This is a genomic window from Acinetobacter lwoffii, from assembly GCF_049367455.1.
GTDB lineage: Bacteria > Pseudomonadota > Gammaproteobacteria > Pseudomonadales > Moraxellaceae > Acinetobacter > Acinetobacter lwoffii_W.
Window position 1 is genome coordinate 1934224 of sequence record NZ_JBMPXW010000001.1, and the last position, 18405, is coordinate 1952628.

Consider the following 18405-nt stretch of genomic DNA (forward strand, 5'->3'; position numbering starts at 1 on the left):
CATGGCTAAAGTTGAACAAAACGAAGGTCTTGTTGAAAAGCTGGTTGCCGTTGATCGTGTAGCCAAAGTTGTTAAGGGTGGTCGTATCTTCTCTTTCACAGCATTAACTGTTGTGGGTGATGGTAATGGTCGCGTAGGTTTTGGTCGTGGTAAAGCACGTGAAGTTCCAGCTGCTATCTCTAAAGCACTTGAAGCTGCTCGTCGCAATATGATTACTGTTGACCTTGTTGATGGTACGTTACAGCACCCAATTCATGCACGTCACGGCGCTAGCCGCGTATTCATGCAACCTGCCTCTGAAGGTACAGGTGTAATTGCTGGTGGCGCTATGCGTGCAGTTCTAGAAGCTGTAGGCGTACGTAACGTGTTGACTAAATGCCGTGGTTCTACTAACGCTGCTAACGTAGTAAACGCAACTTTCAATGGTTTGCGTGATATGACTACTCCTGAAAAGGTTGCTGCGAAACGTGGTCTTTCAGTAGAACAAATTCAAGGGTAATCAATCATGAAAACGATTAAAGTTACCCAGACTAAATCTGCATCGCACCGCTTGAAAAATCACAAGCTTAGCCTGCAAGGTTTAGGTCTGCGTCGTATTGGTCATACTGTAGAAGTGTTAGACACACCTTCTAACCGTGGTATGATCAACCAAGTCTACTATATGGTTAGTGTAGAGGAATAAGCCATGACTCTGCGTTTAAATACAATTGCACCTGCAGAAGGTGCTAAACGTGACAACCTTCGTTTAGGCCGTGGTATCGGTTCTGGCGTTGGTAAGACCGGTGGCCGTGGTGTCAAAGGTCAAAACTCACGTAAGAGCGGTGGTACTCGTCCAGGTTTCGAAGGCGGTCAAACAGCACTTTATCGTCGTTTGCCTAAATTCGGCTTCACTAGCCAATTGGCTTTGAAAACTGCTGAAGTACGTTTATCTGAGCTTGCTAAAGTTGAAGGCGATATCGTGTCTCTTGAAACTTTAAAAGCTGCGAACGTTGTACGTAAAGACATGATCCGTGCTCGTATCGTACTTTCTGGTGAAATTACTCGTGCATTCACTGTTCAAGGTGTTGCATTGACTAAAGGCGCTAAAGCTGCTGTTGAAGCTGCTGGCGGCAAAGTCGAGGAGTAATCCCCAGTGTCTATGACTCCTAGTTCTTCAGGTCATGTCAACATGATGAAAGGCCAACCATTTCATGTGAAATACCGTGAAATTATTCGTCGAATGATGTTTCTCATTGGTGCGTTGTTGGTGTTTCGACTAGGAGCGCATATTCCAGTACCAGGCATCAATAATGCTGCGTTAGAAAACTTGTTTAATGCAAACCAAGGTACCATCCTTGGTTTGTTTAACATGTTTTCTGGTGGTGCATTAGAACGAATGTCTATTCTTGCTCTCGGGATCATGCCATACATCTCTGCATCGATTATCGTGCAGTTGATGTCAACTGTGGTTCCTTCGCTGGAAGCTTTAAAGAAAGAAGGCGAGCAAGGCAAACGTAAAATTAATCAATACACACGACAAGGTACATTATTCTTAGCGCTGGTACAGGCGATAGGTATGTGTGCAGGCCTAATCAGTCAGGGGATTACCCTGAATACTGGTTTGGCTTTTTATGTTCCTGCAGTAACCTCACTGGTTGCGGGGACCATGTTCTTGATGTGGTTGGGTGAACAGATTACCGAGCGTGGGGTGGGGAATGGTATTTCCATGATCATCTTCGCGGGTATTGTTGCCGGATTGCCTAATCTGATTATGCAATCTTTCTCATCTGTAGATAATGGCCAGACCAGCCTGATTGGCTTGGTAATTTTTGGTTTGTTGTCTCTGGGTGTTTTGGCAGCGATCGTATTTATCGAGAAAGCGCAACGTCGTATTCCCGTAAACTACGCCCAAAAACAACAAGGTCGTCGTGTATTTACTGCACAGCAGACACATTTGCCATTAAAAATTAATATGGCGGGTGTGATTCCGGCAATTTTTGCCAGCTCATTGCTTTTGTTCCCTGCGAGCTTAGGTCAGTGGGTGGGTAGTGCAGATCCAAATGCTGGATTTATTAAGCGTAGCCTGCAAGATGTAGCATTGGTATTGTCGCCTGGTCAGCCGTTGTATTTGGTGCTCTTTGGTGCGTTAATTATCTTTTTCTGTTACTTCTATACAGCACTGGTATTTAGTCCTAAAGAAGTGTCAGAGAACTTGAAACGCAGCGGAGCTTACGTGCCTGGTATACGTCCAGGTGAGCAAACTGCTCGTTACTTAGATCATATTCTCAATCGTTTGACTTTTATTGGCGCGATTTACATCGCAGTCATTTGTTTGATGCCGATGGTATTGCAAAGTTCATTTGGTATTCCATTCTATTTGGGTGGTACCTCTTTGCTGATTGTTGTGGTAGTAGTGATGGACTTTATGGCTCAGCTGCAATCACACCTCACTTCGCACCAATACGATAATCAAACGTTAATGAGAAAAACGACTGCTCATCCTAAGGGATAAGCGCACTTGAGGTTTCATCATGAAAGTACAAGCTTCTGTTAAGAAAATTTGTGGTAGCTGTAAAGTTATCCGTCGTAATGGGGTTATCCGCGTAATTTGTAGCGCAGAACCTCGTCATAAGCAGCGTCAAGGTTAATCTGATTAAGACCTGTTGATTTCTGTAGGCGAATTAGGTTATTATCCGCCCCTCAAGATTTTTGTGGGGCGGTTGATTATCTACTGCCTTTTTGGAGAAAATTGAATGGCTCGTATTGCCGGTGTAAACATTCCGGATAACAAGCACGCTGTTATCTCTCTAACGTATATCTTTGGTATTGGTCGCCATACTTCAAAAGCTATCTTAGCTGCTGCTGGTATTGCTCCAACTACTAAGATCCGTGAATTAGATGACGCTCAGCTTGACGCGATTCGTGCAGAAGTTGCTAAGGTTCCGACCGAAGGTGATTTACGTCGCGAAATTTCCATGAACATTAAACGTTTAATGGATTTAGGCTGCTACCGCGGTCTTCGTCATCGTCGCAGCTTGCCTGTCCGCGGTCAACGCACCAAAACTAACGCTCGTACCCGTAAAGGTCCGCGCAAACCTATTAAGAAATAAGATTTCTGGAAGCTAAAAGATGGCTAAAGATACTCGCGCACGCAAGAAGGTCACTCGTACCGTCTCTGAAGGTGTCGCACACATTCACGCTTCTTTTAATAACACCATTGTGACTATTACCGATCGTCAAGGTAATGCACTGGCTTGGGCCACTTCAGGTGGACAAGGCTTCCGTGGATCACGTAAATCAACTCCGTTCGCTGCTCAGGTAGCTGCTGAAGTTGCTGGTAAAGCTGCTTTAGACTACGGTTTGAAAAACTTGGACGTCCTTGTAAAAGGTCCTGGTCCTGGTCGTGAATCTGCGGTTCGTGCTTTAGGTGCAGTGGGTTATAAAATTAACAGCATTACCGATGTGACGCCAATCCCGCACAACGGTTGCCGTCCACCTAAAAAACGTCGCGTGTAAGGAGAAACATTCATGGCTCGTTATATTGGTCCAAAATGCAAACTCTCTCGTCGCGAAGGGACAGACCTGCAACTTAAATCAGGCGTTAAACCGTTTGATGTTAAGACAAAAAAACATGCGAAAGTTCCTGGCCAACACGGCGGGGCTCGTGGTGGTAAACAATCTGAGTACTCACTACAATTACGTGAAAAACAAAAAGTACGTCGCATGTACGGTGTTTTAGAGCGTCAATTTAGTAACTACTATAAAGAAGCTGCTCGTGTTAAAGGCGCAACTGGTGAAAACCTGTTGAAGCTACTTGAAAGCCGTCTTGATAACGTTGTTTATCGTATGGGTTTCGGTTCTACTCGTGCAGAAGCTCGTCAGTTAGTATCTCACCGTAGCATCACTTTGAATGGCCGTCGTGTTAACATTGCGTCTATCCAAGTTAAAGCGGGTGATGTGATCGCAGTTCACGAAGGCGCTAAGCAACAATTACGTATCAAAAACGCAATTGAATTAGCTACTCAACGTGGTATGCCTTCTTGGATGGAAATTGACCATTCTAAATTAGAAGGTACGTTCAAAGCTGCACCGGATCGTTCTGATTTACCTGCTGAAATCAACGAAAGCTTGATTGTAGAATTGTATTCTAAATAATCCTTGAGGAAGCAATATGACGCGTACTGCAAATGAGTTTCTAACTCCGCAAGCGATCAAGGTCGAAGCGGCAAGCGGGACCTCGGCAAAAGTTATTCTAGAACCATTAGAGCGTGGCTTTGGTCATACTCTTGGTAATGCTTTACGTCGCATCCTTCTTTCTTCTCTACCTGGCGCAGCTGTGGTAGAAGTTGAGATTGAAGGGGTCGAGCACGAGTACAGTACTTTGGAAGGCTTGCAGCAGGACATCGTCGAGCTCTTGCTGAACCTAAAAGGATTGTCGATTAAGCTGTTCGATCAAAATGAAGCATATTTGACATTAGAGAAACAAGGTGCAGGCGACGTAACTGCGGCTGACCTTCGTTTACCTCATAATGTTGAAGTGGTTAACCCTGAACATTTGATCGGTACTTTAAGTGCCTCAGGCTCATTGAAAATGCGTCTGAAAGTGGCTCAAGGTCGTGGCTACGAGACTTCTGATTCACGCTTCCCAGAAGGCGAAACTCGCCCAGTGGGTCGCTTGCAGTTAGATGCTTCTTACAGCCCAATCAAACGTGTTTCATACACCGTGGAAAACGCGCGTGTAGAACAACGTACTGACCTTGATAAACTGATCATTGATCTTGAAACCAATGGTACTGTAGATCCTGAAGAAGCGATCCGCAAAGCTGCAACTATTTTGCAGCAACAAATTGCGATCTTCGTTGACCTTCAGAAAGATCAAGCACCTGTTGCTCAAGAGCCTCGTGAAGAAGTTGACCCAATCTTGCTTCGCCCAGTAGATGATCTAGAGCTAACTGTTCGTTCTGCTAACTGTTTGAAAGCAGAAAACATTTACTACATTGGTGATCTTGTACAGCGTACCGAAGTTGAGTTGCTTAAAACTCCTAACTTGGGTAAAAAATCGCTTACTGAGATCAAAGATGTTCTGGCTTCTAAAGGCTTACAACTCGGCATGCGTTTAGAGAACTGGCCACCGGCTAGTCTCCGTATGGACGATCGTTTCGCCTATCGTAGCCGTTAATTAAGTAGGACTATCACCATGCGTCATCGTAATAGTGGTGTGAAATTAGGCCGTACAAGCAGTCATCGTAAAGCGATGTTCCAAAACATGGCTAACTCTTTGTTCGAGCACGAGTTGATCAAAACAACTGTGCCTAAAGCAAAAGAGTTACGTCGTGTAGCTGAGCCTTTAATCACTTTAGCTAAAAACGATACAGTAGCAAACCGTCGTTTGGCGTTTGCTCGTACTCGTTCAGCAGCAACTGTTGGTAAATTATTTACCGTTCTTGGCCCTCGTTACAAAGAGCGTAACGGCGGTTATCTACGTGTTCTTAAAGCGGGCTTCCGTGCAGGTGATGCTGCACCGATGGCTTACGTTGAGCTAGTAGATCGCGAAGTTAACTAATTTCGTGAAGAATAACGCAAGTTGTTCGAAAAGGCCGGTTGAATAAACCGGCCTTTTTTATTGTCTGTGTATTTTAATTTAGAATGATTGAGTTCCAGATAACTGATCTGGCCTCAAAAGATAAAAAAATAACGCCTTTTTAATAAACTTGACATTGTGTATTGTCAGTTTTGTGATTTAATAAAAACCGATAGCAACGCTTAGGTAAAAAAACAAGATGGAAAAGCAGGTAGATATTTTAATTGTGGGTGCGGGGATCTCGGGGATTGGTCTGGCAGCGCATCTTTCTAAACATTGTCCACAACGCTCTTTTGACATCATCGAACGTCGTGAAAGTATTGGCGGCACTTGGGATCTGTTTAAATATCCGGGAATTCGTTCCGATTCGGATATGTCGACTTTTGGCTTTAATTTTAAGCCTTGGAAAAAAGAAAGCGTGCTTGCCGATGGCGCATCCATCAAAAATTATCTGACTGAAGTGGTAGAGGAATTCAAGCTTCAGCCGAAAATCCATTTTCAGCATCGTGTCTTAAGTGCTGATTATGATTCTGCGACCTGCAAATGGTCGGTAGAGATTGAGGACGCACAAGGCAAGAAGCAGATCTGGATCGCCAACTTCGTACTGGGCTGTACCGGTTATTACAACTATGACCAAGGTTTTCAGCCAGAGTTTCCAAATCAGGAGGCATTCAAAGGTGAATTTATTCATCCGCAACATTGGCCGGAAAATTTAAACTATAAAGGCAAAAAAGTGGTGATTATTGGCAGTGGTGCGACTGCGATTACTTTAGTTCCTGCGCTGGTTAAAGGTGGCGCAGGGCATGTCACCATGTTGCAGCGTTCTCCGACCTATATTGCCTCTGTGCCATCGGTTGATTTTATTTATTCAAAAATGCGTAAATATTTGCCTGAAGAGGTCGCCTATAAGCTAACGCGTGCGCGTAATATTGGCATGCAGCGTGGGATTTATGCCTTGGCACAAAAACAGCCCAAATTATTAAAAACGCTTTTGCTTAAATCGGTAAAATTTCAGCTCAAAGGTAAAGTGGACATGAAGCACTTTACCCCAAATTATGAGCCTTGGGATCAGCGTCTCTGTGTAGTCCCGGATGGTGATCTGTTTAAAATTTTACGTGAAGGACAGGCATCGGTTGCAACGGATCAGATAGATAGCTTTACAGAAACGGGAATCCAGCTGAAATCAGGTCAACATCTGGATGCTGATATTATTGTTTCTGCCACCGGTTTGAATATCCAGATTCTCGGCGGAATTCAGGCAACGGTAGATGGTCAGCCTGTCGATACCTCACAGCATATGTTGTATAGAGGAATCATGGTCAGTGACATACCAAATCAGGCGTTAATCATTGGCTATATTAATGCCTCCTGGACGCTTAAAGTCGACATCGCCGCTGAGTATATTTGCCGCCTATTGAACTATATGGATCAGCAAGGCTATACGGAAGTGATTGCTCAGGGAGATCAGAGTGAATTACTTCAGGATACCGTCATGGGAAGTCTCAGTTCCGGTTATATCGCCCGTGCTGCGGACGTAATGCCAAAGCAGGGTAAACATGCACCTTGGAAAGTTAGCAACAATTATCTGGCAGATCGCAAGGAACTCAAGCAGGCTTCGTTTGAAGATGCTGTGCTAAAATTTAAAAAAAACAGCAATGCTTTAAAGCATAAACCGCGTCTGGTTTCTTAAGCTTAGATTTTTGAATAAAGAAAAAAAGAGTCCCTAGCGACTCTTTTTTTTCTTTATTTAGTTTAAAGTGAACGGGCGATGAGTTCTTTCATGATTTCATTGGTACCCGCATAAATCCGATTGGCACGGTTGTCGATATAGGCACGGGCAATCGGATATTCCAGCATATAACCATAGCCGCCATGCAATTGCAGACATTCATCTACGACTTTGCTGTACATTTCTGAAATCTTGTATTTGGCCGCAGCAGCGGCATCTACGCCTAGTTCGTGATTGAGTTGCAGCTGCATACAGCGATCCAGATAAGTGCGGCACACATCGATCTCGGTACGTAGTTCTGCCAGTTTAAAACGGGTATTTTGAAAATGGCTGATGCTCTTGCCAAATGCCTGACGTTCCTTGGTATATTTCACTGTATGGGCAAAAGCGGCTTCAGCGCCTGCCTGACAGATAATCGCCACAATCAGGCGTTCCCAAGCCAGTTCTTTCATCAGCATCATAAAGCCCATGCCTTCCAGACCGAGCAGGTTTTCTGTGGGTACCCGAACATTGTCAAAGAATAGTTCGCAGGTATCCTGACCTTTCATGCCAATTTTATTCAGCGGCTTGCCTTTACTAAATCCGGCACGCTCTGCTTCGACCATAATCAATGAAAGATTGGCTGAACCTTTGTCATTATTGCCGGTTTTACAGACCACAATCGCCATGTCACAGAGATAGCCATTGGTAATAAAGATTTTGGAACCATTAATCACATAGTCATCGCCATCGAGTACTGCCGAGGTACGCACTGCTTGCAGGTCAGAGCCAGTTCCCGGTTCGGTCATGGCAATCGCGGTGACGACTTCTCCAGACGCCATTTTCGGAAGCCATTGCTGTTTTTGAGCTTCATTGCCAAAATTCAGCAGATAATTGGCGACGATATCTGAATGCAGCGAAAATCCAGTCGCTGAATCTCCGGCATAGGCCTGTTCCTCAATCAGAATCATGCTATACAACCGGTCTACGCCAGAGCCGCCATATTCTTCAGGCATGGTCGCGCAGAGCAATCCAAGCTCACCGGCTTTATTCCATAACTCTCGATCCACATGTTGCTGACTTTCATAACGCTCGGTATGTGGAATGACTTCTTTCTCATAAAATTTACGGACCGTCTCGCGAAAAGCTTCATGCTCGGTACTAAAAAGTTGGCGCGGCAGCATCGGGGCAAGTGGGCGAATGGCTGCAGACTGCATCTTGTTATTCCTTATTTTGATCTGTTTGGTTTAACTTAGGCCATGCCAAGATCAGCAGCAATGAGCGGAATGTTCAAATGACTTAAATCTGCTGATGCTTTTGGTCATTTCTATGAAATCCCTCGAAATTCTGCCAGCGCTTCAGGTAAACTATTCGGGTTTATAACGAGTTGGGGAAATTCGATGACTGATGACATCAGCCTAGAAGAGCGTAAAGTGATTTATCGTGCGCGTCGTGGTTTAAAAGAACTGGATGTATATTTTGATCCCTACGTAAAAAACCATTATCTGAATGCCAAGCCTTTCGAAAAACAGATGTTTGCAGAGCTGGTTGAGCAGGAAGACCCGGATTTGCTGGACTGGTTTATGGAAGTGTCCGAGCCGCCACGCCCTGAACTAAAAGATTTTATCAAGAAGCTTAAATTTTACGTTCATGGATAATCGTTGCTTCAAGCTGAAACGCAGTCTGTGTGCATTGGCGTTTCAGCTGTTTATTTTTGCACTGCTGATGTATCTGTTGTATCAGTTATTACCGATTGCAATTTGGGCAGTATGTGTTGTCATAGGCTTGGTAATTTATCAGCTGTTTTATCGTAAGACGCCACAGATAGAGCAGTTTGAATATCTCGATGGACGTGAATGGTCCTTGACTACCAAAGCACGACCGACCCGTCGGGTATTCATCAGTCATGTCATTGATCATCAGGCGTATATTGTGGTGTATTTCCAGCATGCCAAGGCGCGACCTTTACTGATCTGGTGTGATCAATTGCCGATCAAACAATGGAAGTCTTTAAAAGTACTGACTAAATTAGTTTAGTTATAAGACAAACGCATTTTAATTTTTTGATTAAAATGCTAATAAAACAGATATTTAATCTATATTTCAATTTTTATTGTCAGACAGAAAATAATAATGACTTATCAGTAAGATGAATTGTCTGACAATTTCCTTGTTATGTTTTATTTTTAGCCTGTACATTCAACGTACCAACAGTCAATCAACAGTCAATACGGGAGACCTTGATGGAATTTCCAGTGTGGATGTATTTGATCGTCGCGATTGTTTTAGCCTTGGTAGCAGGACGAATCGGGACGGTGCTGAAGGATAAGTTTTCATCTTAACCAAGCAGGGTTTTATCATTTTTCTGCTTGTACAGTTAATAAGTAGCATGTGCTGAACCGTCGCAATGCTACTTTTTTTTGCCCAAAATTTGGGATTCTCCTGAATACAGTCAATTGCAGCGCGGCTATTTAATGGCAAAGTGTCTTTGTCTAAATTAGAGTAAATACTCTTTTATTCACAAAATGCTTCTGATATCTTTAGCAGAAAGATGGACATAATCATAATTATAGAGGACAGGAAAATGTCAGGCGTCCGTAAAATATGCCAAGGTATGGCGACCATTGCAATAACAACAATAGTTTTGACAGGGTGTTCTCAGGTCATTAAAACCGGTGCCAATGTTGCACTGGGTTTCACCGAAAACTATATTGTACCGCCAATTTTAGCGATGGATGATGCTGAAATGGTGTGTAATTCAGGGAATTCTTTAACGCCGGCCATTATGGCGACCAAAGAAATGGGGGCGGATCCAACACGGGTGGCCGTGCTGATGTATTCGGCTGCCGGTATTTGTGCCGAGCAGAAAGCGCTGGAAGCCGAGTTACGCTATCTACGTGCTTCAAAAACCAATCAGGTGGCAGAAGCTCAAGATGCCCGAATTGAGCAGAAGCGCTGGGCGGCACTGGCAGCACAGCGTCAATATACCGGTTATCAACTGTTCCAGAGCCGTTATGAAAAGAAATACCAAAAAGCCCTGGGTGAAGAATGCCCGCGCATGAATAGTGACATCGAGCAAACGGTTTATCTGCTGGGTATGCTCAGTGGCTTGCAGGCCATGACCAATGATATTAACTCAGGTGGTGCAGTGCATGTACCGAAAGATATTGCTGCCGTGGTTGAACGCGGCATGGTGTGTCTGGATAACGCGAAATTCTGGGGTGCTCCGAATGCTACTCGTGCGGTGATATGGACCTTATTGCCAGGCGCAGGAGATGGTAAACCTGATCCTTACCAAACCTTAAAACAATCTACACAAATTGGTGAGCAAAAAGGTGTACGTTTATCTCATGCCTTGTACGCTGTAGCGGCTCAGGCCAGTGGTGATGATGCCAAAGTCCGGGATGCCTTAAAAACCTTTGCTCAGGCACGTACCGAGGAAAAACCGGTGAATCCGCAATTCAAGCTGATCGACAGCATGGCTGCAATTATGGTCAGTGGCATATCGGATCGTTACTGGACAGAAAATACCGGTATACGCAGTGGCGATGATGGCATGCAACGTTTCTGGGATGAATCCGACAGTTCTTCCGAGCTCGATGATCTGTTCAGTGTGGATCTGTAATGCAGATACTATGCATGAAGCTTCAGGGATGAAGTCAAATTAGATGGTCAGGGAGGACAACAGGCCGATGCTAGATCAACATTTTCGACGAAAAATTATTTTTCTAGCGGCTTTTGTCTCTCTCTCTGCATGTCTGCAAATTTTTCAGGATCATTTTATCTACTGGCAAGAGAGTCTGCTGGGTGAATTCTGGCGACTCTGGACAGCGCACTGGGTACATGTGAGCTGGATTCATTACTTTCTAAACATTCTCGCCTTTATCTGTTTACCTTTCATTTTTCCACGCGCTACCGTCTGGCATTTCTGTGCCATTTTGCTGATCTTGCCACCGTTGATCAGTTTAAGCTTTTATTTTTTCTTACCCAATATTGAAGCCTATGCTGGCCTGTCGGGCGTGCTGCATGGTGCCTATGTCGCCGTAGCCTGTGTACATTTGCTGTATAAGCGGGAACGCGGCTTTGCGGCGCTGGTATTATTTTTGATTTTTGCCAAACTGGTCTGGGAAAACACCATTGGCAATGTCGGAACGGCGCAGCTGATCGGTAGTCCGGTTTTGGTTGAGGCACATTTACTTGGGGTGATTTGGGGCGTGATTCTGGCGCTGATCTATATTGTGAGCAATTATTTTCGGGATAATTAAAGTGCAGAGATAAATAATTTACTTGGCAGAAAATACAAAAAGAAAATATAAATTGTCATTTTTATTGTGCCAATTTTCATGCAAAGTCAAAACATAGAATAAAGATCCTGACCTTTGAAAAGGAATTTTCTAGGCAGAAGGGAAGATCAGCGTCCTAGACCAAGCATCAGGCCGCTAAAATAAAAATAGGAATACACATGCAAAATAATGATCAAAACAGATCAGGATTAGGTCTGTTGCGTTATATATGGACAGAGTGGATCTCGACCTTCGTCGTGCTGGTTTTACTTTTGCTCACTTTGATTATTGGCACCGGGGAAATGATTCACGGTCAGTTGCTGCGTATGGGGGAGCGTATTTACGGCGATCCGGCAACAGGAATGCAATATTCATTTTTAAGGGCTGAGCCGACGCGTCCACAATGTGAACGCAATATTAATGTTGATCAACGCGTTCAGCAGCAGATAAAAGCCGATGCAGCCGATGAATATGCCGACTTCTTCGGGGTGCGTTCGGAAGCGGATGTCCGTGCTGCGGTGTTACAGGCACAGCAGGTCTGTGAAGAATCCTACCTGTTTTATGATAAAGCCATTCAACATGTGCAAGCTCATCCAAGTATTCGGGCTTATCGGACGTTTGAAACCTCTTTTTTTGGAATCTTCAAGTTTGGTACGGAAAACCGGGCTTTGCTTCTGGTCATCATGGTGGTCTTTGCTGCGATCAGTGCCACTCTAAAAACCCATCATATTGGCTTACGTAGCCCGAGCACGCGTATCGACTTTAAAGTTTATTCGGTCGCCATGCTGGTCGCTAATGCTTTCCTGGCATTTTCATCCTATAGCCAATATCAGTCCGTATTGAACTCGGGCGTGCCGATGGGGGAGATGAAGTACATCTACTGGTTGTGGATGATTCTGTTCAGCACACTCACCTTGATCAGCCTGTATCAGGTGATCAAACAGCCAAAACCAACGCGCGAAGGTGGCAGTTTTGGTCTGGCCTTTTTGAGTGTGCCGCTGTATGCCTATATGGCCATTACTACCGGAATAAATTTCACCTTTTTTATGGACTATCCAATGGGACAGGGGATTTACCTCGGTCAATTGGTAGAGTTTTCCAGTATTTTCCTAAATCTGGCCTTGTTTATCTGGGCCGGTATGTTGCTGAAACAGACCCGTGTCGTGGACATGTTCCTGAATATTCTGCGTCCATGGAATCTGGCCCCTGAAACCCTGACCTGGTTAATCTTGCTGGCAGCGGCATTACCGACCGCCTATACCGGAGCATCAGGGATTTTCGTAATTGCCGCAGGTGCGATTATTTACAAGGAAGTCTGGAATGCGGGCGGACGCCGTCAGTTTGCATTGGCCGCCACTGCAATGTCTGGTTCACTGGGCGTGGTTTTACGTCCTTGCTTGCTGATTGTCGTTGTGGCATCACTGAATAAAGAAGTGACCACCGACTTACTCTATCACTACGGGATTTATGTCTTCCTGCTCAGTTCGACTTTATTCCTGGTAATTTCCCTGTTCTTTGCAGAAAACAAATTCCGGATTGCTGCACCTATTGTGGCTGCTCCTCAATCCGGTCGCGCCTTCATTGCGATTATTCCATATATCGTGATTTTCATTCTGATCTGGTTATTCTATAAATATGCCTTGTCGACTGACCTGAATGAATTTACCGCACCGGTGATGATGCCAGTCATTCTGCTGATGATTGTCTTGTTCGACAAGTTGCGTCATGAACCTGCGCCGTTGCCGGCAGTGGGGCATTGGGATGAAACTTTGACCGCAACTTTAAACTCAAGATCGACACCTGAACTGGCAACAGCCGGTGCTGCGGCCAATGCAGAATATCGTGAAGCTGAACATAGCGAACAATCAGGCAAAGAACTGGTGGTTGATCATGCTGTGCAGCGCTCAAAGGCGACCGAAATTTTACGTCAAGTCGGTTTCTGGAAGTCCATGCATATTTCGACCAGTGAGACCGTGGGCCATATTGGTGCCTTGGTCATTCTGATGGCACTCTCGGTGAGTGTCGGTGGCTTGCTGGAACGTATTGAAATTATGGAAGCCTTCCCGACCGATATCAGTAGTACTATTTTGGTGATTTCACTGATTGTCGGCTTGATGATTTTTGTCGGGATGATCATGGATCCATTTGGCGCGGTGATTCTGATTTCGGCAACCGTGGCTCCAGTGGCTTACCAATATGGCATTCATCCAGTTCATTTCTGGATGATTACCCTGATTGGTTTTGAGCTGGGTTATGTGACGCCACCGGTTGCGCTGAATCATCTGCTGGCCAGACAGTCGATTGGCGATGCTGAGGTGGCTGAAGCGGATGCGGAAGTTCGCCATCTGTCTTTTTACTATCGTTATGAACGCTGGATTTTACCAGTGATAGTATTGCTGCCTGCGATGCTGATCATTGCCTATGTGCCTTATATCTTTAAACTGTTCGGCTGGTATCAATAAGAAAAAAGCAATAAAAAAGCACCTACGGGTGCTTTTTTATTGCTTTGATTTCGAATCTTGATCAAATCTTGGATGAATTCAGGCGCTTTTGTAGAATCGGGCTACACAGTAGAATCGCACAGAAAATCAGCCCCAGCCCAATCAGGCTATAAAGGTCTGGAACCTCATGCCAGAACAGAAAGCCCCACATGCCGGCAAAGAAAATCGCCACATAGTTGACCGGTCCAATTTGTCCTGCCGGAGCCAGCTTGTAGGCATTTGACATGAACAGTTGGCTGAAATTGGCCAGGATGCCAGCAGTAATCAGATAGCTGAGTTCTGTCAGAGTATAAGGTCGCCATAGCCAGAACATCGGAATTACTGAAATCAGGGTGCCAATAAAGCAGAAATAAAATACGATTTTTTCCGGAGACTCGGTTTTGGTCAGCGCTCGAACCGTGACAAACGCCATCGCCGCCAGAAAACTTGCACCCAAACCAATGACCGACATCAGGTTAATTAAACCCGAATCCGGTTTGGCAACACAGAGTACGCCGATGAAACCAATCAGAGCTGCGGCTAACATGCTTGTGGTGATTTTTTCCTTGAGAAATAGCCAGGCAATCAAAGGAATAAAAATCGGGGAAGAGTAGGTGAAGACCATGGCATTGGAGAGTTTTAAATGAGCAATGGCATAGAAAAAGCCGTACATGGCAGTCAGGCCGACCACTGCGCGCCAAGTGTGCATCCATAGTTTTTCAGTTTTGAAAAAACCAATGCCTTTATTGAAAATGAAAGGCAGGAAAATAAACAGCCCAACAAAATTGCGAAAGAAGACCACGGTAGCATTATCAATTGTTGTTGAGGCATAACGGATACAGACGCCCATGACTGAAAAGAGAAAAGCAGAGCAGGTCAGTAACAGAATGGCTTTAAGCAGATGCGGAGCGGCTGGGGCAGACATGGAAACAACTGAGCTAGAAGATCTGACGATATTCTAGCTGAAATGCTGTCGAGATTTACTGGCTTTGAGCAAGTTGTGCTTCAAGTAACTTGATCTGTTCCTCTTTCAGTTGGACCAACTGGTCGGCATCGCTATGCTGCGCATCCAGTGTGGCTTTTTGTTCATTGAGCTGAACTTGGATGTCATCTAATTTAGCCACTTCTTCTTTGACCAAACTGGCATTCTCCGGCACTGGTGCATCTAACAGCTGATTTGATACCAGTGCTTTAGCTTCGATCGTCTCAGGTGCTTTCGCTGCCGCCGTATCTTCTTCAGTTTTCGCCGCAGGTTTTGCTGCCGGAACAGCCGCGATATCTTCCTGATGTATGCGTTCCGCTTCACCGGAAGAGGCATTCAACCACTGATATAGCAATACCAATGCAACGACAGTAACTAAAGCCCCCATAATCCCCATTAAAAGTTTGGGGTTATTTCTTTGTTCTACTGACATAGCTTGAACCTTGATTTTTATTTTACTGAACGAGGTTTAAACTGAATCACGCCAACTTCATCTGGAACAGCTGGTGTTTCTGGTTGATCAACATGTGTGGGACGATTTTCTTCATAACCACATTCAATACATTCGATCCATTCATCTTCACCAGAGGTCAGCATGACGACGCGATCTAACGCCTGACATTTTGGACATTTTGCGCCTGCAATGAAACGACGTTTAATGGTCATCATACTCACCTTGTGATCAACTTAAAAAGCTAGTTTAAGCGTTTTTAGAGGGGTTCGTCCAACCTTGATGACGCAGCAACGCATCTATTTTTGGCTCGCGTCCGCGGAAATTGATAAATGCGTCAAGTGCTGTGTCTTTTCCGCCAACTGCGAGGATATTTTCCCGAAACTGCTTTCCGGTAGTGGTATTAAAAATACCTTCATCTTCAAAGCGGTCGAAGGCATCACTGGCCAAAACTTCGGCCCATTTATAGGAATAATATCCTGCTGCATAACCACCGGCAAAAATGTGACTGAAGCTGTGCTGGAAACGGTTATAGTCGGTGGTCGGTAGGACCGCATACTTTTCACGGATCTCATTCAGAGTAGCCTGAACCTGTGTTGCATTTAAAGCCGGATTGGCTCGGTGAATACTCAGGTCAAACAGGGCAAATTCAAGCTGACGCAGGGTTTGCATGCCAGACTGGAAGAAACGTGCATCGAGCAGGGCTTTCAGCAACTCTGCCGGCAAGGATTCTTGAGTTTCAATGTGCTCGCTGAGCAGATCCAGACTTTCCTGATCCCAGGCCCAGAATTCCATAAACTGGCTTGGCAGTTCGACCGCATCCCAAGCCACGCCATGGGTACCTGCTACCGCAATATTGTCCACTTCTGTCAGCATATGATGCAGGCCATGACCAAATTCATGGAACAAGGTGATGACTTCATCATGGGTCAAGAGTGCAGGGCGATTGCCGACGGGTGGAGTAAAGTTACCGACCATATAACAAATCGGTTTTTGCAAGCCATCACTGGTCTGCATACGGGAACGGAAACCGCTCATCCATGCACCGCCACGTTTGCCCTGACGTGCATATAGATCAAAATAGAAACCGCCAATCACCTGACCCTGATCTTCTAATTCAAAATAACGTGCATCCGGATGCCATACAGGCGCTTCACGTTCAATCACCTGAATGCCATACAGACGATTAACAATACTGAACAGGCCTTGCAGGATTTTCGGTGCAGGGAAGTAAGGTTTAAGCGCTTCCTGTGACAGGTTAAATTGCTGCATTTTCAGCTTTTCAGAATAATAGCCACTGTCCCACGGTTGCAGGTCACGGATGCCATCTTCAGCAGCAATCGCTTTCAGTTCTGCAATTTCTTTCTCTGCTGGCGCGCGGGCATGCTCTGCCAGATCACGCAAGAATTCGTCTACGGCCTCTACACTTGGTGCCATTTTGCTGGCTAAGGACAATTCCGCATAATTATTAAAGCCAAGCAGTTTTGCCATTTCCAGACGCAAACTGAGAATTTCTTCGATCAGTGCAGTATTGTCAAACTCGCTCTGTTCAGCCTGATCTGACGCACGCGTGGTATAAGCTTTATAGAGTTCTTCACGCAGAGGGCGATTTTCTGAATGGGTCATGATCGCCAGATAAGACGGGAAATCCAGCGTAGCCACCGGTTGATCCAGCTCACGTTGCTGACCATATTGTTTTAACAGCTCAATATTATTTGAAGATAGACCCGCTAACTCATCTTCATTCAGCGGTCTGAAATAGGCCTGAGTCGCATCTAGCACATGGTTGGAGAAGTCGGAAGATAATTGGGACAGACGTGCCGAAATTTCCGCATAACGTTTTTTCGCTTCACCCTCTAACGCCACCCCAGATAATTTAAAGTCACGTAAGGCCAGTTTAATAGCGCTTTGCTGCGCTGCCGGCAGTTCACTATAAATCGACGCATCATAAATATGCTGATAGGTCTGATACAGCGCCGTATGTTGACCCAGTTGCGTATAATATTCGCTAAGACCCGGTAAAAGTGCTTGGTAGACATCACGGGTTTCGGCATTGTTCATCACGGCATTTAAATGTGACAAGATGCCCCAAGACTCACTCATATTGTTTTCAAGCGTGTCGACATGTTCCAGAGTAGTCAGCTGCTCCTGTACTGTAGTAGGCGTTTCGGTGAGGTCATTCAGGAACTTTTGCCCTTCAGAGATACAGCTTTCAATTTTTTGTTTTAGCTCAGCCAGCGTAATCTGATCAAATTGTGGAACAGGCAAAGTTGCCTTTTCTAAAGTCATGTCGGTCTGCCGATTTATTTCCTATGTTAAATCTAGATGTAGGGGTTATGAGCTAGGAAATCAAGCTATCTACAGTTTTTTCTCGATCTTTTGATTTAAGGTTGTTAATGATTTATTGATATTTTTTAATTGTTCTAATAATCCTCCATTGGATGCTGGAAGTGATTCTAATTCATTTATATCAATTGTAGAGATGTCAGTGATTTTTGTTTTCCAAAGATTCAAAGGGTGTTTATACAAATATGTAATAGTGAATGTTATAGGGGAATTATCTAATGAATCTTTTAAGCCCCCATATTGCCCCCAATCGTATATATAGCTCTGATTGGGTGGGAATACTTTGACTCCATTTTTAAAAATACCAGTTTCAAAATCTTGTTTTTCAGAATTTAATTTTTCAATTCCAAATGCCGCGCGAGGGATCGGTCGATCACTAGATATTTTTACATTATGAGCGATGGATTTTCCAATATTTTTAACATGAAGTTGGATTACGGATTCTTTCCCATAATGAGGCGTAGCAAAAATAATAATTTGTGGTTGCTGATCGGATTTAAATACTGCGTAGGTTACGAGCAGAGCCATAAGAGAAATGATTAATGTTAGAATATTAATAACTTCCAATTTATAATTCCTTTTTATTTCTAGTTAG

The 18405-nt window shown here is 44.6% G+C and carries 22 protein-coding genes; 16 read left to right on the plus strand and 6 right to left on the minus strand.

The genetic code is table 11. The annotated features are described in order from the left end of the window. Position 1: 1 nt before the first annotated feature. The 11 genes from rpsE (at position 2) to ACO1B7_RS09235 (ending at position 7250) form a co-directional block, all read left to right on the plus strand. Entirely contained in the window at positions 2-499 is a 498-nt protein-coding gene (gene rpsE, locus ACO1B7_RS09185; protein ID WP_004281496.1) for a 30S ribosomal protein S5, read from the plus strand. Between the two features lie 6 nt (positions 500-505). Beyond that, entirely contained in the window at positions 506-682 is a 177-nt protein-coding gene (gene rpmD / locus ACO1B7_RS09190; protein ID WP_004281495.1) for a 50S ribosomal protein L30, read from the plus strand. 3 nt (positions 683-685) lie between these two features. Continuing rightward, positions 686-1126, plus strand: a complete 441-nt coding sequence (gene rplO, locus ACO1B7_RS09195) for a 50S ribosomal protein L15 (RefSeq protein WP_004281494.1) — start codon at positions 686-688, stop codon at positions 1124-1126. A gap of 45 nt (positions 1127-1171) precedes the next feature. Next, on the plus strand, positions 1172-2491 hold the full coding sequence (secY, locus tag ACO1B7_RS09200) for a preprotein translocase subunit SecY (protein ID WP_171054339.1): 1320 nt from the start codon (positions 1172-1174) through the stop codon (positions 2489-2491). A gap of 19 nt (positions 2492-2510) precedes the next feature. Further along, complete coding sequence (gene rpmJ, locus ACO1B7_RS09205) at positions 2511-2627, plus strand: 50S ribosomal protein L36 (protein WP_000867907.1); 117 nt, start codon at positions 2511-2513, stop codon at positions 2625-2627. A 105-nt stretch (positions 2628-2732) separates the two neighbouring features. Beyond that, positions 2733-3089 carry a 30S ribosomal protein S13 gene (gene rpsM / locus ACO1B7_RS09210; RefSeq protein ID WP_004281492.1) on the plus strand — a complete coding sequence of 119 codons (357 nt, stop codon included), beginning with the start codon at positions 2733-2735 and terminating at the stop codon, positions 3087-3089. Positions 3090-3108: 19 nt separating this feature from the next. Further along, positions 3109-3495, plus strand: coding sequence for a 30S ribosomal protein S11 (gene rpsK, locus ACO1B7_RS09215; RefSeq protein WP_004281491.1), 387 nt, complete (start codon positions 3109-3111; stop codon positions 3493-3495). 12 nt (positions 3496-3507) lie between these two features. Further along, on the plus strand, positions 3508-4134 hold the full coding sequence (gene rpsD / locus ACO1B7_RS09220) for a 30S ribosomal protein S4 (protein WP_004281490.1): 627 nt from the start codon (positions 3508-3510) through the stop codon (positions 4132-4134). Positions 4135-4150: 16 nt separating this feature from the next. Further along, complete coding sequence (locus ACO1B7_RS09225; RefSeq protein ID WP_004281489.1) at positions 4151-5158, plus strand: DNA-directed RNA polymerase subunit alpha; 1008 nt, start codon at positions 4151-4153, stop codon at positions 5156-5158. 18 nt (positions 5159-5176) lie between these two features. Then, positions 5177-5542 carry a 50S ribosomal protein L17 gene (gene rplQ, locus ACO1B7_RS09230; RefSeq protein WP_004281488.1) on the plus strand — a complete coding sequence of 122 codons (366 nt, stop codon included), beginning with the start codon at positions 5177-5179 and terminating at the stop codon, positions 5540-5542. 217 nt (positions 5543-5759) lie between these two features. Then, on the plus strand, positions 5760-7250 hold the full coding sequence (locus tag ACO1B7_RS09235; protein ID WP_222112284.1) for a flavin-containing monooxygenase: 1491 nt from the start codon (positions 5760-5762) through the stop codon (positions 7248-7250). Positions 7251-7312: 62 nt separating this feature from the next. Here ACO1B7_RS09235 and ACO1B7_RS09240 read toward each other — a convergent pair whose 3' ends face one another. Then, the gene (locus tag ACO1B7_RS09240; RefSeq protein ID WP_423090098.1) at positions 7313-8485 is read right to left on the minus strand and encodes an acyl-CoA dehydrogenase family protein; all 1173 of its coding nucleotides are present in this window, start codon (positions 8483-8485) and stop codon (positions 7313-7315) included. A gap of 183 nt (positions 8486-8668) precedes the next feature. Between ACO1B7_RS09240 and ACO1B7_RS09245 the strand changes: the two genes are divergently transcribed. The 5 genes from ACO1B7_RS09245 (at position 8669) to ACO1B7_RS09265 (ending at position 14013) form a co-directional block, all read left to right on the plus strand. Next, positions 8669-8926, plus strand: coding sequence for an FAD assembly factor SdhE (locus ACO1B7_RS09245; RefSeq protein ID WP_044113188.1), 258 nt, complete (start codon positions 8669-8671; stop codon positions 8924-8926). Next, a complete protein-coding gene (locus ACO1B7_RS09250; RefSeq protein ID WP_313390549.1) occupies positions 8919-9305 on the plus strand; it encodes a hypothetical protein in 387 nt (128 codons plus the stop codon). The genes ACO1B7_RS09245 and ACO1B7_RS09250 overlap by 8 nt, the downstream gene beginning before the upstream one ends. Before the next feature lie 547 nt (positions 9306-9852). After that, entirely contained in the window at positions 9853-10893 is a 1041-nt protein-coding gene (locus ACO1B7_RS09255) for a hypothetical protein (protein ID WP_423090099.1), read from the plus strand. 67 nt (positions 10894-10960) lie between these two features. Next, positions 10961-11533 (plus strand): rhombosortase, encoded by a 573-nt coding sequence (gene rrtA / locus ACO1B7_RS09260; RefSeq protein ID WP_004281478.1) that lies wholly within the window; start codon positions 10961-10963, stop codon positions 11531-11533. Between the two features lie 197 nt (positions 11534-11730). Then, positions 11731-14013: a TRAP transporter large permease subunit gene (locus tag ACO1B7_RS09265; RefSeq protein WP_004645069.1), complete on the plus strand. Its 2283-nt coding sequence runs from the start codon at positions 11731-11733 to the stop codon at positions 14011-14013. Between the two features lie 61 nt (positions 14014-14074). Here ACO1B7_RS09265 and ACO1B7_RS09270 read toward each other — a convergent pair whose 3' ends face one another. The 5 genes from ACO1B7_RS09270 to ACO1B7_RS09290 all read right to left on the minus strand — a co-directional run bounded on the left by ACO1B7_RS09270 (position 14075) and on the right by ACO1B7_RS09290 (position 18377). Continuing rightward, the gene (locus ACO1B7_RS09270; protein ID WP_004645070.1) at positions 14075-14956 is read right to left on the minus strand and encodes a DMT family transporter; all 882 of its coding nucleotides are present in this window, start codon (positions 14954-14956) and stop codon (positions 14075-14077) included. A gap of 55 nt (positions 14957-15011) precedes the next feature. Continuing rightward, on the minus strand, positions 15012-15446 hold the full coding sequence (locus ACO1B7_RS09275) for a restriction endonuclease subunit S domain-containing protein (protein ID WP_004645071.1): 435 nt from the start codon (positions 15444-15446) through the stop codon (positions 15012-15014). A gap of 17 nt (positions 15447-15463) precedes the next feature. Then, on the minus strand, positions 15464-15673 hold the full coding sequence (locus tag ACO1B7_RS09280) for a YheV family putative zinc ribbon protein (RefSeq protein WP_171054337.1): 210 nt from the start codon (positions 15671-15673) through the stop codon (positions 15464-15466). 40 nt (positions 15674-15713) lie between these two features. Then, positions 15714-17753, minus strand: a complete 2040-nt coding sequence (locus ACO1B7_RS09285) for a M3 family metallopeptidase (protein WP_004645073.1) — start codon at positions 17751-17753, stop codon at positions 15714-15716. A gap of 69 nt (positions 17754-17822) precedes the next feature. Continuing rightward, positions 17823-18377, minus strand: a complete 555-nt coding sequence (locus ACO1B7_RS09290; RefSeq protein ID WP_004645074.1) for a hypothetical protein — start codon at positions 18375-18377, stop codon at positions 17823-17825. Between the last annotated feature and the right edge of the window lie 28 nt (positions 18378-18405).

Bases quoted from the DNA above. Each gene is read 5' to 3' on its own strand.
- ACO1B7_RS09265 (WP_004645069.1), top strand. From the start codon at position 11,731: ATGCAAAATAATGATCAAAACAGATCAGGATTAGGTCTGTTGCGTTAT.
- secY (WP_171054339.1), top strand. From the start codon at position 1,172: ATGAAAGGCCAACCATTTCATGTGAAATACCGTGAAATTATTCGTCGA.
- rpmD (WP_004281495.1), top strand. From the start codon at position 506: ATGAAAACGATTAAAGTTACCCAGACTAAATCTGCATCGCACCGCTTG.
- rplQ (WP_004281488.1), top strand. From the start codon at position 5,177: ATGCGTCATCGTAATAGTGGTGTGAAATTAGGCCGTACAAGCAGTCAT.
- rpsK (WP_004281491.1), top strand. From the start codon at position 3,109: ATGGCTAAAGATACTCGCGCACGCAAGAAGGTCACTCGTACCGTCTCT.
- ACO1B7_RS09240 (WP_423090098.1), bottom strand. From the start codon at position 8,485: ATGCAGTCTGCAGCCATTCGCCCACTTGCCCCGATGCTGCCGCGCCAA.
- ACO1B7_RS09285 (WP_004645073.1), bottom strand. From the start codon at position 17,753: ATGACTTTAGAAAAGGCAACTTTGCCTGTTCCACAATTTGATCAGATT.
- ACO1B7_RS09225 (WP_004281489.1), top strand. From the start codon at position 4,151: ATGACGCGTACTGCAAATGAGTTTCTAACTCCGCAAGCGATCAAGGTC.
- rpsM (WP_004281492.1), top strand. From the start codon at position 2,733: ATGGCTCGTATTGCCGGTGTAAACATTCCGGATAACAAGCACGCTGTT.
- rpmJ (WP_000867907.1), top strand. From the start codon at position 2,511: ATGAAAGTACAAGCTTCTGTTAAGAAAATTTGTGGTAGCTGTAAAGTT.
- ACO1B7_RS09270 (WP_004645070.1), bottom strand. From the start codon at position 14,956: ATGTCTGCCCCAGCCGCTCCGCATCTGCTTAAAGCCATTCTGTTACTG.
- ACO1B7_RS09255 (WP_423090099.1), top strand. From the start codon at position 9,853: ATGTCAGGCGTCCGTAAAATATGCCAAGGTATGGCGACCATTGCAATA.
- ACO1B7_RS09250 (WP_313390549.1), top strand. From the start codon at position 8,919: ATGGATAATCGTTGCTTCAAGCTGAAACGCAGTCTGTGTGCATTGGCG.
- rplO (WP_004281494.1), top strand. From the start codon at position 686: ATGACTCTGCGTTTAAATACAATTGCACCTGCAGAAGGTGCTAAACGT.
- ACO1B7_RS09275 (WP_004645071.1), bottom strand. From the start codon at position 15,446: ATGTCAGTAGAACAAAGAAATAACCCCAAACTTTTAATGGGGATTATG.
- ACO1B7_RS09235 (WP_222112284.1), top strand. From the start codon at position 5,760: ATGGAAAAGCAGGTAGATATTTTAATTGTGGGTGCGGGGATCTCGGGG.
- rrtA (WP_004281478.1), top strand. From the start codon at position 10,961: ATGCTAGATCAACATTTTCGACGAAAAATTATTTTTCTAGCGGCTTTT.
- ACO1B7_RS09245 (WP_044113188.1), top strand. From the start codon at position 8,669: ATGACTGATGACATCAGCCTAGAAGAGCGTAAAGTGATTTATCGTGCG.
- rpsD (WP_004281490.1), top strand. From the start codon at position 3,508: ATGGCTCGTTATATTGGTCCAAAATGCAAACTCTCTCGTCGCGAAGGG.
- rpsE (WP_004281496.1), top strand. From the start codon at position 2: ATGGCTAAAGTTGAACAAAACGAAGGTCTTGTTGAAAAGCTGGTTGCC.